This window comes from Pseudomonas sp. TWRC1-2, assembly GCF_049896685.1.
Lineage (GTDB): Bacteria > Pseudomonadota > Gammaproteobacteria > Pseudomonadales > Pseudomonadaceae > Aquipseudomonas.
Map to the genome: position 1 here is coordinate 584,400 of NZ_JAFCUU010000003.1, position 13,686 is coordinate 598,085.

At 60.9% G+C, this 13,686-nt stretch carries 14 protein-coding genes and 1 riboswitch; of the genes, 6 read left to right on the forward strand and 8 right to left on the reverse strand.

What is annotated here, in order from left to right:
• Window positions 1-69: 69 nt before the first annotated feature.
• From ACP7B3_RS11575 to ahcY, 4 genes are all read right to left on the reverse strand, one after another.
• Window positions 70-1,956, reverse strand: coding sequence for a DEAD/DEAH box helicase (locus tag ACP7B3_RS11575; protein WP_145157662.1), 1,887 nt, complete (start codon window positions 1,954-1,956; stop codon window positions 70-72).
• 221 nt (window positions 1,957-2,177) lie between these two features.
• Window positions 2,178-2,969, reverse strand: coding sequence for a substrate-binding periplasmic protein (locus tag ACP7B3_RS11580; RefSeq protein WP_369301973.1), 792 nt, complete (start codon window positions 2,967-2,969; stop codon window positions 2,178-2,180).
• A gap of 130 nt (window positions 2,970-3,099) precedes the next feature.
• Window positions 3,100-3,945: a methylenetetrahydrofolate reductase [NAD(P)H] gene (metF, locus tag ACP7B3_RS11585; RefSeq protein ID WP_145157656.1), complete on the reverse strand. Its 846-nt coding sequence runs from the start codon at window positions 3,943-3,945 to the stop codon at window positions 3,100-3,102.
• A gap of 178 nt (window positions 3,946-4,123) precedes the next feature.
• Window positions 4,124-5,533, reverse strand: coding sequence for an adenosylhomocysteinase (gene ahcY, locus ACP7B3_RS11590; RefSeq protein WP_145157652.1), 1,410 nt, complete (start codon window positions 5,531-5,533; stop codon window positions 4,124-4,126).
• 21 nt (window positions 5,534-5,554) lie between these two features.
• A riboswitch (S-adenosyl-L-homocysteine riboswitch) is annotated at window positions 5,555-5,661 on the reverse strand.
• Between the two features lie 198 nt (window positions 5,662-5,859).
• On the opposite strand from ahcY, the gene ACP7B3_RS11595 reads away from it, so the two are divergent.
• From ACP7B3_RS11595 to ACP7B3_RS11610, 4 genes are all read left to right on the forward strand, one after another.
• Entirely contained in the window at window positions 5,860-6,264 is a 405-nt protein-coding gene (locus tag ACP7B3_RS11595) for an acyl-CoA thioesterase (protein ID WP_064454506.1), read from the forward strand.
• Window positions 6,265-6,340: 76 nt separating this feature from the next.
• Entirely contained in the window at window positions 6,341-7,225 is an 885-nt protein-coding gene (locus ACP7B3_RS11600) for a formate/nitrite transporter family protein (RefSeq protein WP_145157649.1), read from the forward strand.
• A gap of 66 nt (window positions 7,226-7,291) precedes the next feature.
• The gene (locus ACP7B3_RS11605; protein ID WP_426178825.1) at window positions 7,292-7,444 is read left to right on the forward strand and encodes a hypothetical protein; all 153 of its coding nucleotides are present in this window, start codon (window positions 7,292-7,294) and stop codon (window positions 7,442-7,444) included.
• Window positions 7,422-7,628: a hypothetical protein gene (locus ACP7B3_RS11610; RefSeq protein ID WP_178119642.1), complete on the forward strand. Its 207-nt coding sequence runs from the start codon at window positions 7,422-7,424 to the stop codon at window positions 7,626-7,628. Before ACP7B3_RS11605 ends, ACP7B3_RS11610 begins: the two co-directional genes overlap by 23 nt.
• Window positions 7,629-7,669: 41 nt before the next feature.
• On the opposite strand, the gene ACP7B3_RS11615 is transcribed toward ACP7B3_RS11610, so the two are convergent.
• A complete protein-coding gene (locus tag ACP7B3_RS11615) occupies window positions 7,670-8,929 on the reverse strand; it encodes a cation:proton antiporter (RefSeq protein ID WP_242199849.1) in 1,260 nt (419 codons plus the stop codon).
• Between the two features lie 195 nt (window positions 8,930-9,124).
• Between ACP7B3_RS11615 and ACP7B3_RS11620 the strand changes: the two genes are divergently transcribed.
• Complete coding sequence (locus ACP7B3_RS11620) at window positions 9,125-9,511, forward strand: MAPEG family protein (protein WP_106575634.1); 387 nt, start codon at window positions 9,125-9,127, stop codon at window positions 9,509-9,511.
• Window positions 9,512-9,774: 263 nt separating this feature from the next.
• Here ACP7B3_RS11620 and mltA read toward each other — a convergent pair whose 3' ends face one another.
• Window positions 9,775-10,959 (reverse strand): murein transglycosylase A, encoded by a 1,185-nt coding sequence (gene mltA / locus ACP7B3_RS11625; protein WP_262206946.1) that lies wholly within the window; start codon window positions 10,957-10,959, stop codon window positions 9,775-9,777.
• Between the two features lie 127 nt (window positions 10,960-11,086).
• Here mltA and ACP7B3_RS11630 point away from each other — a divergent pair, with 127 nt between their 5' ends.
• Entirely contained in the window at window positions 11,087-11,536 is a 450-nt protein-coding gene (locus ACP7B3_RS11630; RefSeq protein ID WP_145157640.1) for a c-type cytochrome, read from the forward strand.
• A gap of 6 nt (window positions 11,537-11,542) precedes the next feature.
• On the opposite strand, the gene ACP7B3_RS11635 is transcribed toward ACP7B3_RS11630, so the two are convergent.
• Window positions 11,543-11,938, reverse strand: coding sequence for a DUF1090 domain-containing protein (locus ACP7B3_RS11635; RefSeq protein ID WP_145157637.1), 396 nt, complete (start codon window positions 11,936-11,938; stop codon window positions 11,543-11,545).
• 68 nt (window positions 11,939-12,006) lie between these two features.
• Window positions 12,007-13,671 (reverse strand): NAD-dependent DNA ligase LigB, encoded by a 1,665-nt coding sequence (gene ligB / locus ACP7B3_RS11640; RefSeq protein ID WP_426178826.1) that lies wholly within the window; start codon window positions 13,669-13,671, stop codon window positions 12,007-12,009.
• Window positions 13,672-13,686 lie beyond the last annotated feature (15 nt).

Here is a 13,686-nt window from a genome sequence, read left to right on the forward strand (position 1 = left end):
TTTTCGCCTCGCACACAAAAAATGCCCCGCATCTTTGGATGCGGGGCATTTTTTATGGCGCGTTGAAAATCAGCGGTTGCGGGTCAGCAACGCTGGTTTTTCACCACGAGGACGGCCTGGCAGTTGATCCAACTGCTCGGGTGTCGGGAAGCGGTCAGCCTTCGACTCCTTGTGGATGATTTTCGGCGCCGGGCCACCGCGCGGGTTCTGCACGGCAGGTTCGGACGAGCGTGGCTGGTCGTCACGGGCCGGGCGGCGGTTGTTGCTGCGCGAGTCTTCGCGACGGGCTTGACCGTCACGCGGTGCGCCATTGCGTGGGCCGCTACGTTTGGCAGGTGGCGTGCCGGTGGTGCCGCCGCTGCTGTTGCGCGGACCATTCTGACGGCCGCCCTGCGGCTGGCCGCCACGTGGAGCGCCTGCGCCTGCACCCTGTGCCGGTGCACCTGGACGACGGCCACGGCCCTGGGCCGGTTTGGCCTGAGGCACGTAGTCGACGCGGTTACCGAAGTTATCCACGTCGTCGTCGAGGAACTCGTCCGGGGCGCGGTCGGCGGCGGCGCGTGGCGGCTGGCTTGGCTGGCGCTGTTCGCGGGCCGGGGTGCCTTCACGGGGCTTTTGCTCACGGGCTGGGCGTTCGCCACGGCCGTTGGTAGGCGCTTTTTCCTTGCCGCCCTTGTCCTTGCCTTTGTCGCGACGGCCACCGCCACCACCGCCGCCGTTCGGGCCATCGCCCTTCGGACCGCGTGGGTTGCGTGGGTTACGCACATCCGGACGCTCGCGCACTTCAGGCTTTTCAGCCTCTACGGCGCTGGCATCGAAGCCCATCAGGTCGCCGTCGGCGATTTTCTGCTTGGTCATGCGCTCGATGCTTTTCAGCAGTTTTTCTTCGTCCGGGGCGACCAGCGAAATGGCCTCGCCCGAACGACCGGCACGGCCAGTACGGCCGATACGGTGCACATAGTCTTCGTCAACGTTTGGCAGCTCGAAGTTGACCACGTGTGGCAGTTGGTCGATATCCAGGCCGCGCGCGGCGATGTCGGTGGCGACCAGGATGCGCACTTCACCGGCCTTGAAATCGGCCAGGGCTTTGGTGCGCGCGTTCTGGCTCTTGTTGCCGTGGATGGCGACGGCGGTAAGGCCGTGTTTGTCCAGGTACTCGGCCAGGCGGTTGGCGCCGTGCTTGGTGCGGGTAAACACCAGCACTTGTTCCCAGGCGCCGGCGGTGATCAGGTGGGCCAGCAGCGCACGCTTGTGGCTGGCAGCCAGGCGGAATACGCGTTGCTCGATCCGCTCGACCGTGGTGTTCGGCGGCGTGACTTCGATGCGTTCCGGGTTGTGCAGCAGCTTGCCGGCCAGGGCGGTGATGTCCTGGGAGAACGTTGCCGAGAACAGCAGGTTCTGACGTTTGGCCGGCAGGCGGGCGAGGACCTTTTTCACGTCATGGACAAAGCCCATGTCGAGCATGCGGTCGGCTTCGTCCAGCACGAGGATTTCCACGTGGGACAAGTCAACGCTGCCTTGGCCGCACAGGTCGAGCAAACGACCCGGGCAGGCGACCAGCACGTCAACACCGCGGGACATGGCCTGAACCTGTGGGTTCATGCCGACACCGCCGAAGATGCAGGCGCTGACGAACTTCAAGTCGCGGGCATACAGCTTGAAGCTGTCGTGCACTTGGGCGGCGAGTTCGCGGGTAGGGGTCAGGACCAGTACGCGCGGTTGGCGCGGGCCGTGACGCTGGGATTTGTCCGGGTGACCGTTGGGGAACAAGCGCTCCAGAATCGGGAGGGCGAAACCACCGGTTTTACCAGTACCTGTCTGAGCCGCAACCATCAGGTCGCGACCTTGCAACACGGCGGGAATGGCCCGCTGTTGCACCGGAGTAGGCTCGGTATAGCCCGCTGCCTCGATGGCGCGGACTAAAGCCTCGGAGAGACCGAGGGAAGCAAAGGACATGAGTAATCCTGTTTTAGTTAGGGCTTGGCCCAAAGGGATAATCTTGCCGGGCGTGAATGGCGCTTAGGGGAGCGCAACCCCGTCCGGTCCTGCTGCGTCTGGCGGGCACTCCACCGGCTCGCGCGGGCTGAAAGCTGCGCAGTAGCTGGGTTAGGTGCCTTTTTCAAGACCTCAGCGGCCGGGCGTGAGCCTGGCGGAAAGGCCGGAGTATAACAGAGCAATCACGGCGCGCTGCTTTCCTGCTGCTCAACGGTGTGTTCAGAGGCCGTAATGGCCTGGATTCCACCGTATTTTGCGCTCAAGGCGGCGTAAGCCGGCTCTTGTTTGAAGCGCTTGAGCTCGGCGGCGAAGCGCTGCACCAGCAAATCCATGCCGGCGCCACGGCGCACCGCGAGAAACTGCGGCTGGCGGCTGACCACCACGGGTGCCTGGCTGACCTTGCCTTCCAGGCCCATGGCCTTGATCACATGCTGGCCCACTCGGCGGTCCGTAATGACCAGATCGATGCGCCCCAGCGACAGCTTGCCGAAGTTGGCCTCATGGCTGGGCGCCGGCTCGCGGTTGAACAAGGTCGACTCGCTGAAATCTTCGCCGTAGAGGTAGCCCGGGGATGTACCGACGGTGAGCCCGCGCAAATCATCGAGGGTTTCGGCCGGATAAGGGCGGTCGTTGGCGTAGAACAGCACGAACTCGACATCCGACAGCGGCTCGCTTGGGTAAAGCAGCAAGGCGTCGCGCTCATGGCTGTGAAAGATGTCCAGCGCGCCATCGGCATTGCCCTGGTCGAGCATCGCCAGGCAGCGCTTCCAGGGCAGGAATTGCCATTGCACGTCCACGCCCAGGCGTTGGAACACGGTTACCGTGGTTTCGTAATCCAGCCCGCGCATGCTGCCCTTGTCGTCGTAGACGTAGGGGGCCCAGGGCTCGGTGACAATGCGCAGTTTCTCACCGAAAGCGGTGAGGCTCAGGCAAGTAAAAAACACAGCAGTCAACAACTTGAGAATGACAGGCATGCCCTGAGGTTACGACGCTCTTGCGCTAAAGAGAAGCGCTGGCACACGCATTCGCGGCCACGTTGATGTAGCGCATTTAAAACAAAAAGGCCCTCGTATTGACGAGGGCCTTTGAGTCACGGAGCAAGCCTCAGCGTGGCAGCTTGAGGTTGTTCCAGATGGCCAGGCTCGGTTCGGCCTGGTTCAGGGTGTAGAAGTGCAACCCTGGCGCGCCACCTTGCAGCAGTTGTTCGCACATCTGGGTGATGACCTGCTCGCCAAACGCCTGGATGCTTTTGACGTCGTCGCCGTAAGCTTCCAGTTGCTTGCGCACCCAGCGCGGAATCTCAGCGCCGCAAGCGTCGGAGAAACGCGCCAGCTTGCTGTAGTTGGTGATCGGCATGATGCCCGGCACGATCGGGATGTTCACACCCATGGCCCGTACACGCTCGACGAAGTAGAAGTAGCTGTCGGCGTTGAAGAAGTACTGGGTGATCGCGCTGTCGGCACCGGCGTTGGCCTTGCGCACGAAGTTCCGCAAATCGTCTTCGAAATTGCGTGCCTGGGGATGCATCTCCGGGTACGCCGCCACTTCGATATGGAAGTGATCGCCGCTTTCTTCACGGATGAAACTCACCAGGTCATTGGCGTAGCGCAGCTCACCGCTGGCCATGCCCATGCCGGACGGCAAATCGCCACGCAGGGCGACGATGCGCTTGATGCCGGCTTGCTTGTACTGGGTCAGCAGGCCGCGCAGGTCGGCTTTGCTGTCGCCCACGCACGACAAGTGCGGAGCGGCGGGAACTTTGACTTCGCTTTCCAGCTGCAACACGGTGTTGATCGTGCGATCACGGGTCGAACCGCCGGCGCCGTAGGTGCAGGAGAAGAAGTCGGGGTTGTAGCTGGCCAACTGCTTGGCAGTCGCCATCAGTTTTTCATGCCCAGCATCGGTCTTGGTCGGGAAGAACTCGAAGCTGTAGCGACGGTCTTGGGACATGGTAATACCCTTGGAAACTCATAGAGCCGGGAGATGTACACCGTCAATGTGGGAGGGGGCTTGCCCCCGATGACGATGTATCAGTCGACATAGTTGTTAACTGACATTCCGCTATCGGGGGCAAGCCCCCTCCTACATTAGAAGCCCGCTCCCACAAGGGGAGCGGGCAGCAGGCATATCAGTAGCGGTAAGCGTGCGGCTTGAACGGACCTTCAACCGTCACGCCGATGTAGTCGGCCTGGGTCTTGGTCAGTTGAGTCACCACGCCGCCGAAGCCGCGGACCATTTCCAGGGCCACTTCTTCGTCGAGTTTCTTGGGCAGTACTTCCACGGTCAGGCGCTCGGCTTTCTGGGCTGGCGACAGGTCGGCGTACTTCTGGCCAAACAGGAAGATCTGCGCCAGAACCTGGTTGGCGAACGAGCCGTCCATGATGCGGCTTGGGTGGCCAGTGGCGTTGCCCAGGTTAACCAGACGGCCTTCAGCCAGCAGGATCAGGTAGTCGTCGTTCTGCGGATCGAAGTCACCGGCGCCGGTACGGTGAACCTTGTGTACCTGCGGCTTCACTTCTTCCCATGCCCAGTTCTTGCGCATGAAAGCGGTGTCGATTTCGTTGTCAAAGTGACCGATGTTGCACACCACAGCGCGCTTTTTCAGGGCTTTGAGCATGTTCGCGTCGCACACATTCACGTTACCGGTGGTGGTCACGATCAGGTCGATCTTGCCCAGCAGGGCCTTATCGATGCTCGCTTCGGTGCCGTCGTTCTGGCCGTTGATGAACGGCGAAACCACTTCGAAACCGTCCATGCACGCTTGCATGGCGCAGATCGGGTCAACTTCGGAGACTTTAACGATCATGCCTTCCTGACGCAGGGACTGGGACGAACCCTTGCCCACGTCGCCGTAGCCGATCACCAGGGCTTGCTTGCCCGACAGCAGGTGGTCGGTGCCGCGCTTGATGGCATCGTTCAGGCTGTGACGGCAGCCGTACTTGTTGTCGTTCTTGCTCTTGGTCACCGAGTCGTTGACGTTGATGGCGGGGATTTTCAGCTCGCCCTTGGCCAGCATGTCCAGCAGGCGGTGCACGCCGGTGGTGGTTTCTTCGGTCACGCCGTGGACGCGGTCGAGGATCTGCGGGTATTTCTTGTGCAGCAGCTCAGTCAGGTCGCCGCCGTCGTCGAGGATCATGTTGGCGTCCCATGGCTTGCCATCTTTGAGGATGGTTTGCTCCAGGCACCACTCGTACTCTTCTTCGGTTTCGCCTTTCCAGGCATAAACCGCGATGCCGGCAGCAGCGATAGCAGCAGCGGCCTGGTCTTGAGTCGAGAAAATGTTGCAGGACGACCAACGCACTTCGGCACCCAGGGCAACCAGGGTTTCGATCAGCACGGCAGTCTGAATGGTCATGTGGATGCAGCCGAGAATCTTCGCGCCTTTGAGCGGTTGCTCAGCGGCGTATTTGCGACGCAGGCCCATCAGGGCAGGCATTTCGGATTCGGCGATAAAGGTTTCGCGACGGCCCCAGGCAGCGAGGGACATGTCGGCGACTTTGTAGTCGGTAAAACCTGCAGGCGAGATTACAGCGCTCATGAAGAGCCTCCATTCGTAGTGTGCGAATGGGCGCCGTTGTGCGTTTAGTATCAAACCCGATAAACCAGGCCTGACAACGCCCCATCCGAGCCTGACAGGTCGAGCCTGCTGCAGCGCCCCTCGGACAGGTGGCGGGAGAACGGTATCAATCACAGATGACCGTTTTGAAGCGGTGGCGATTATAGCTGTGTGCGCCAGACTTCCCAAGCCTTTCTGTCGGGCATATGAAGATCGCTCATGGGCTTGATAGGCAATGGCTCATAGAGCTTGGGCCCGGGCTCTGCCATGATGTTGCCCATCATTTCGCAACGCGCTTTGGAGTGACCATGAACTTCCACACCCGCAAATGGGTAAAACCAGAAGACCTCAACCCCAACGGCACCCTGTTCGGCGGCAGCCTGCTGCGCTGGATCGACGAAGAAGCGGCCATCTACGCGATTGTGCAATTGGGCAACCAGCGCGTGGTGACCAAGTACATCTCCGAAATCAACTTCGTCAGCGCCTCGCGCCAGGGCGACATCATCGAGCTGGGCATCACCGCCACCGAGTTCGGCCGCACCTCGATTACCCTGACCTGCGAAGTGCGCAACAAGATCACGCGCAAAAGCATCCTGACCGTAGAAAAAATGGTCTTCGTCAACCTCGGCGAAGACGGCTTGCCGGCGCCCCACGGTCGCACTGAGATCAAGTACGTGAAGGACCAGTTCCAGGAAGACGGCATCAAGGACTAATCCTGTCGCTGGCCAGTGAACGCTATTGATAGGTCAAAGGTCGTACCTGAACAACGCCCCCCGTTCAGGTATCACCATGGCTACGCAAGCAGACGGCAAGACCCCTAACCTGTCGCAGGAAGAACAGCACGACGTCGACAAGAACCAGCCGCCCCGCGCGGCGGTTCTGCATGAAATCATCCGCACCCAGGGCGATCAGGAACTGGAACGCACCGTGGCCGCATTGTGGTGGTCGGCGCTGGCCGCCGGCCTGACGATGGGCCTGTCGTTGATGGGCATGGGCCTGCTCAATTCGCGGCTACCGGACGGCGAAGGGTTCAAAGTGATCGCCAGTTTCGGGTACTGCGCAGGTTTCCTGGCGGTAATCCTCGCCCGTCAGCAATTGTTTACCGAAAACACCCTGACGGCCGTGCTGCCGGTGATGAGCAAGCCAACCCTGGCCAACGCTGCACGATTGCTGCGCCTGTGGGCAGTGGTGCTGGTGGGCAACCTGTGCGGCACCTTGCTGGTGGCGTATGTGATGCTGCATTTGCCGATCTTCGACACCAAGACTGACATGGCCTTCCTCGAAATCGGTCGCAAAGTCATGGAAAACGACACCGGTCAGATGTTTGCCAAGGGCATTATTTCCGGTTGGATGATCGCCACCATGGTGTGGATGATCCCGTCCATGGAAAGCGCGAAAATGTTCATCATCATCCTGATCACCTACCTGATGGCGCTGGGTGACTTCACCCATATCGTCGTCGGTTCGGCGGAAGTCTCGTACCTGGTGTTTGCGGGCGAACTGCCGTGGAAGGATTTTTGGCTGGTGTTCGCCGGCCCGACGCTGGCCGGCAACATCATCGGCGGCAGTTTTATTTTTGCGCTGATCAGCCACGCACAGATTCGCAGCGAAAACAGTCTGCCGGGCGAGACCGCAGACCCGCGCCATCCCCAGCAGGTCAACAAGGAGCGGTAAGCCGATTCGTCATAAATGAATGGCAAAGTCGCTGTGCGGCTTTCCATTCATGAAAGAGGAATCTTTATGCGGGCGTCTCCTTTTTTACGGGTGCGCAATGGGTGCGCGCTGACCGTGGCGCTGGGCGTGTTCGGCATGGCGCAGGCCAGGGACGATGCGGCGGATCGCTCGGTGACCATCGAAAAGAATACTCAAGGTGCCCAAGACCGTTTCGCTTAAGGGCGCGGATGTTACCTACGACGCCCGTTACGAGCGCAGCGGCAACACCGTACTGGTTTCCCGCACCCTGGCGTTCAGTCATCCCGAAGCGGTGTGCAGCCCTGCGTGGTTCAAGGCGATGCAGCCGATGATAGAGGCGATGTTCAATGACCTGAAAAGCCAGATCATTGTGCAGACCCTCTGACCGTAATGCGGGCGGCGAAGTCAGCTCGCCGCCCGCGTCCATCAGTGGGTATCGGTCTGCGGAGCCGGTTCATCCTTGGTCACGTGTTTGACCAGCTTGCCGATGCTCAAACCCTGCAGCAGGATCGACGACAGCACCACGATGTAGGTGATGCTCAGCAACAAGTCACGCTCCGGCCCCAATGGCAAGGCCAATGCCAGTGCCACCGACACCCCGCCACGCAAGCCGCCCCAGGTAAGGATGCGGATAGTGCCGCGCGGTACGGTGCGCCAGCGGCGCAGCAACAGGATCGCCGGGGCCACGGTCAGCAGGCGTGAAAGCAGGATCGCCACCGCCAGCAAACTGGCCGCCAATACGTGCAGCCAGTTGAACGGCAACAGCAACAGCTCCATGCCGATCAACGCGAACAGGAGCGCGTTGAGCATGTCATCGAGCAATTCCCAGAAACCGTCCAGGTAGCGTCGGGTCATGTCGTTCATCGCCAGCTTGCGGCCCAGGTTACCGATGATCAGGCCGGCAACCACCATCGCAATCGGTGCCGAGACGTGCAGCTCGGTGGCCAACGCCGAGCCGCCGATCACCAGCGCCAAGGTCAGCATCACTTCAATCTGGTGCTGCTCGATGCTTTTGATCATCAAGTACACCAGGTAGCCGATCAGCCCGCCGAACACCACCCCGCCAATCGCTTCATGGGCGAACAGCATGGCCGTGGCGCCGACGGTTGGCGTTTCACCCAACTGCGCGATGCCCAACAGCACGGTAAACACCACGACCGCGGTGCCGTCATTGAACAGCGATTCGCCGACGATGGTGGTTTTCAGCGGTTTCGATGCATTGGCCGTTCGCAGCACGCCCAGCACCGCAATCGGGTCGGTGGGCGAGATCAGCGCGCCGAACAGCAGGCAGTAGAGGAAGCTCACGTGCCAGCCGAACAGGGCAAAGATGTAGAACGCCAGGCTGCCGATGACCACGGTGGCAATCAACACGCCGAAGGTTGCCAACAGGCCGATGGGCCAGCGATAACTGCGCAAGTCATTCAGGTTGACGTGCAAGGCGCCGGCGAACAGCAGGAACGAAAGCATCCAGTTCATCAGCAGATCGCCAAAGTCGATCTGGCCGATCAATTGCTGAATACGCTCCTCCAGGCCTGGGTAGCCGATGAAGCTCAGGCCTTGCAGGATCAGTGAGAACAGCAGGGCGGTGACCATCACGCCAATGGTGGGCGGCAGGCCGATAAAACGGAAGTTCACATACGTGAGCAGGGTAGTGAGGCAAATGAAGGCGGCGACAAGTTCAAGCATCCGGGGTCCTTGGAAGGTGAAGTGAGCGTTGGTTAATGGGTGGATGGACCGCAGCAGCGGCGGGATGTTGCAGGCCATAGGGCAAAAGGCCGGTAGAACCTTTGGCGGTGGCGCGGTTCATAGCGGTTAAGTGCGGTGTGGCATTTTTAGTGCTAAAACTCTAACCGCTGGCTAAAACTACAAAAGGAATCGGTGATGACGGTGGCTTTCTGGTGTGTGTTGATCGCAATTTTCCTGCCTTATTTGTGCACGGGTGTGGCCAAGTTCAGCGGCGGCAAGTTCGGGCCTCGGCAGAACCATGACCCTCGGGCTTTCCTGGACACGCTCGATGGGTTCGCCAAACGTGCTCACAGTGCGCAACTCAACAGCTTCGAAGTGACGCCGGCATTTGCGGCGGCAGTAATCATTGCGCACTTGGCCGGCACGGCATCACTGGTGACCATCAATGTGCTGGCGGTGCTGTTTATCACCAGTCGGCTGCTGTACATCATTTGCTACCTGGCAGACTGGGCGATGCTGCGTTCGCTGGTCTGGGCATTGGGCATGGCATTGATCGCGAGTTTCTTTTTTGTCTCGATCTAAGGCCCGATGCGATTTCATCGTGTGAGCTGGCTTGTTGTGGCGAGCCAGTTTGTTGTGCCGATCCAGTTTGTTGTGGCGAGCGGGCTTGCCCCGCGTTGGGGCGCGAAGCGCCCCTAAAATCGGACACCCAGTTCCTCCTGAAAGAACTCGGCGCCTCTATTGGGGCTGCTTCGCAGCCCAACGCGGGGCAAGCCCGCTCGCCACATCAATCCCGCTCGCCACACACGCGTGCTCAGCACCATGAATCGCGCTACCGGAAGCACTTAGGTACCGGCAGGTGCATCCGGCACCTGCGGCAACGCTGCGCCTTTAGGCCACAGCATCCAGATCTGGCCCTGCTGTTTCATATTCCCCGCCAACTCACCCGCTGCATCACCGGTGCCCCAGAACAGGTCTGCGCGCACTTCGCCGGTGATTGCACCGCCGGTGTCCTGTGCGGCCACGGGCCGGGCAATGGGCGAGCCGTCAGGTTGGGTGGTCGACAGCCATAACAGGCTGCCCAGCGGAATCACCTTGCGATCCACCGCCACGCTGTAGCCAGCCGTCAGCGGCACATTCAGTGAGCCGCGCGGGCCTTCATTGCTGTCCGGGCGAGCGCTGAAAAACACGTAGCTGGGGTTGCTCGCCAGCAGTTGTGGAATGCGTTGCGGGTTAGCCTTGGCCCAGGCGCTGATGGCGCCCATGGTCACGTCTTCTTTTTTCAACTCGCCTTGCTCTACCAGCCAACGGCCGATCGGGCGGTACGGGTAGCCGTTCTGGTCGCCATACCCCACACGCAGTTGGCGCCCGCCGGCGAGCTGAATTCGGCCCGAGCCCTGGATCTGCAAGAACTGCAGGTCCATCGGGTTGGTCAGCCAGGCAATCGGTTTGGCGGTGGAGCCTTGGCCATTGATGGTGCTGGCGTCGTCATAAGGCTTGAGCACGCGCCCCTCAAGGCGGCCGCGCAGGCGCTTGCCCTTGAGTTCCGGGTAGATGCTTTCCAGGTTGACGATGATCAGGTCATCCGGCACCCCGTACACCGGCACATGGGCGGTGGCGGTTTCGGTCAGGCTGCCGGGGTAGACCGGTTCGTAGTAGCCGGTGATCAGGCCGTTCGGCGTGTTGTCGGCCGAGCGCAGGCCGAACACGTCCAGGCGCTCCTTGAGAAAGCTGCGCACCGCCGGGGCGTTGCCCGGCACGCTGGTCGCTGCTGCGCAGGTCGCGCCCCAGATCGGGTCGGCCTTCAGGCGTTGGCAGGCGCTGCGCCAGGATTCAAACCCGGCGAGCAGGTCGCTGTCGGATACAGCCGGCAGCGCTTCCCACGGTGCACTTACATAAGTGGCGACAGCATGGGGTTTAACGGTTTCATCTTTGCCGGCGTCTTTGTTGCCATCGCAGCCGGCCAGCAGTGCAATGATCGGCAGAGCCCACGCCAGGCGGCGGCTCCAGGGTTTCAAGGTGACATTCATACAAACACTTCCTGAAGCGATTGCCCGCGCCGCAGCACGTTTGGGCAACCCTTATTATTAATAGGGCTATTGGTCTTTACGGGCGGGGCGAGGATACTGGCCGCCGTTCCCGTGACCTGAAGCCATCATGACTTTTAAAACACTGACCGTTGTATTGCTGGCCTGCCTGACGTTATCCGCTTGTGGCGGTGTTGATCCGAATTCACCTCTGGGTCAGCGCAAGGCAATCTTCAAGCAAATGCTCAAGACCGGTGAAGACCTGGGCGGCATGTTGCGTGGGCGCATCCCTTTTGATGGCGCGAAGTTCGCCGAAGGCGCGGTCAAGCTTGACGCGTTGTCCCACGAGCCTTGGAAGCATTTCCCGAGCGTGCGCGAAGAAGATCACACCAGCGCCAAGGACAGCGTGTGGCAACAACAGGCACGGTTCCAGGCGTTGGCCCGAAACCTTGAAACGGCCACCGGTGAGCTGGTGATCGCCAGCCAGGTGCAGCCTTACAAAGCCAGCAACCTGGGGCCTGCGGTGCAGAAAGTCGAAGATGCTTGCACGGCTTGCCATAAGCAGTTTCGGGATCACTGACCGGGTTTACTGGTCGAGTTCTTCAACAGCGTCCTGCAGCTCTTTGCGTGACTGCGCCAACTTGTCTTTACGCTTGTTGATCTTGTCCGCGTCACCCTTTTTCATCGCCTTGTCGAGGTCGGCCTGACGGCGGCTGACTTCGTGCTTGGCGTCGAGCACCTTGTTTTCGCGTTCTTTTCTCAGGGATGCATCGGTGCAGTTGGCGGTGACTTCGCTCAGGGCTTTTTCAAGGCCAGCCTGTTGTTCGCTGTTGCCGTGTGCCTTGGCTTGCTCGATCTGAGTGCTGATGGCTTGGCGCTTGGCGGCGCAGCCGGTGAGTTCCGGCACCTCTTCGGCGGCCAGCAGCGGTGTCGCCATGAAGCTTGCAACCGTTAACAAGGCAAAAGGGGCAAGAAATTTCATAAAGGCTCCAGGGTGCAATCAAATGGCAGGATGAATTCTGCCGTTGGTTAAAAAGTGGTCGGTCCAAGTTAGAACCCGTCTATCCCCGCCTCGCGGAGTGTCTGAGCCAACGCCTGTACCTGCGGGTCGCGAAAAAAGGCGCTCAATTGCGCTGCGCGGCCCGGGCCGATGCCATCGGTGGCCAGCCAGGCCTGGGTGTCTCTGGCGGCCAGGGTCTGCCAGCCGCCGTCCAGGTCGTTACGTGCCGAGGGCGGTACACCCAAGGCTTTGAGCCATTGTGCAAAGGGACGTTGCCGAGCGTTTTGAATGCTTTCGAGCACCCGCGCGCGGCTGCGTTCGCCTAAGCCGTCAATGTTAGCAAGCTCTGCCGCATCCAGGGTCAACCAATCGAGAATGCCGGCGATTAGACCGGCCTGGATCAATATGTTCCAGGTTTCGCGGCCAATATGCGGCATGGCCAGGCCTTGATTGCCGCTCAGCCAGGTCAGGCGGGCCAGCAATTGCTCCTCGCAACCGGGGTCCAGTTGCCAGCAGCTCAAGGCGTGAAAGTCTCGGGCATCGGGCGCTCGTACTTCCACCCTGTTTTCGTTGCGCAGGATCACGTGCTCCAACCGGGGGATCACATGGCCGGCAAGGCTGATGGACACCTGATCGCCGGGGCGGATATCCAGCACTTGCCAGCGTTTCAGGGAGCCGACGCTCACGCGGTGAATGTGCCGGTCATCCAGTCGCACCGGTTCCAGCTCAAGAATGGGCGTAATGCGCCCGGTGCGGCCGATGTTGAACCGCACATTACGCACCAGCGCGAGCGCCTTGGCGGCCGGGTATTTCCAGGCCACCGCCCAGTAGGGGGCACTGGCTTGCCAGCGTTTGGCGGGCGCATGCACAGCCTGGTGCAATACCACGCCATCGCTGGCAAAAGGCAGCGGATGGTTGTACCAGTAACTGCGCCAGTGTGAGGCTTCAGCGATGTTTTGAATGGGCTGGCTGTAGCGATGGCTATCGGTGAAGCCCCAGCGTGCGAGGGTGGTCAGGCGCTCGTTGAAGTCGGTCGGGCCGTCGGGCCAGGCCCAGACAAAAAGCCCGATCCCCGCGGCATCGGTGTCGCTCAACTGAAGGCGGTTCATCAGCCCGGCCATCTTGCTGCGAGCATTCAGCCCGCCTTGTGTCGCCTGCACATGAGCGTCGAGGCGCCAATAGAGTTCGCCTTGCAGCACCAGGTCGATGGGCTCCGGCAGTTGCTGGACAATGCCGGGGATCCGGCGTGCGGCGGTCGACCAATCCTGGCCGAGGCGTCCGTCACCCCGGCTGATGAGCCGACTCAACCGGCCCTGACGATAGACCAGCGTCACCGCAACACCATCGACCTTGGGTTGAATCCATACGTCTTGCCGGGTCCTGAGCCATTCATCGACCGCCTGTTCATCCAGTAACTTTTCAAGGCCGGTATGCGCGACCGGGTGAGGCCGTGTACCCCGCGAGCTGGCGAGTGGCTTGTCAGCCGTCAGGCTGTTATTGGGGAAACACGTTCGCCAGTGGTCCAAGCGGTGGCGCGCCTGATCGTAGAGTTCATCGCTGACCGGGGATTGGCCGAGCCGGTGGTAGCTGTCATCCCACAGCGTGATCTGCCTGGCCAGCGCGCCGACCTGTGACCGGGCGTCCTCGGGGCAGTCTTCTGCCCACACCAGAAAGGGCAAGGCACTGAGTAACAGAGCAATCAATAAACGCATCATGAGCATCCTTGCTCG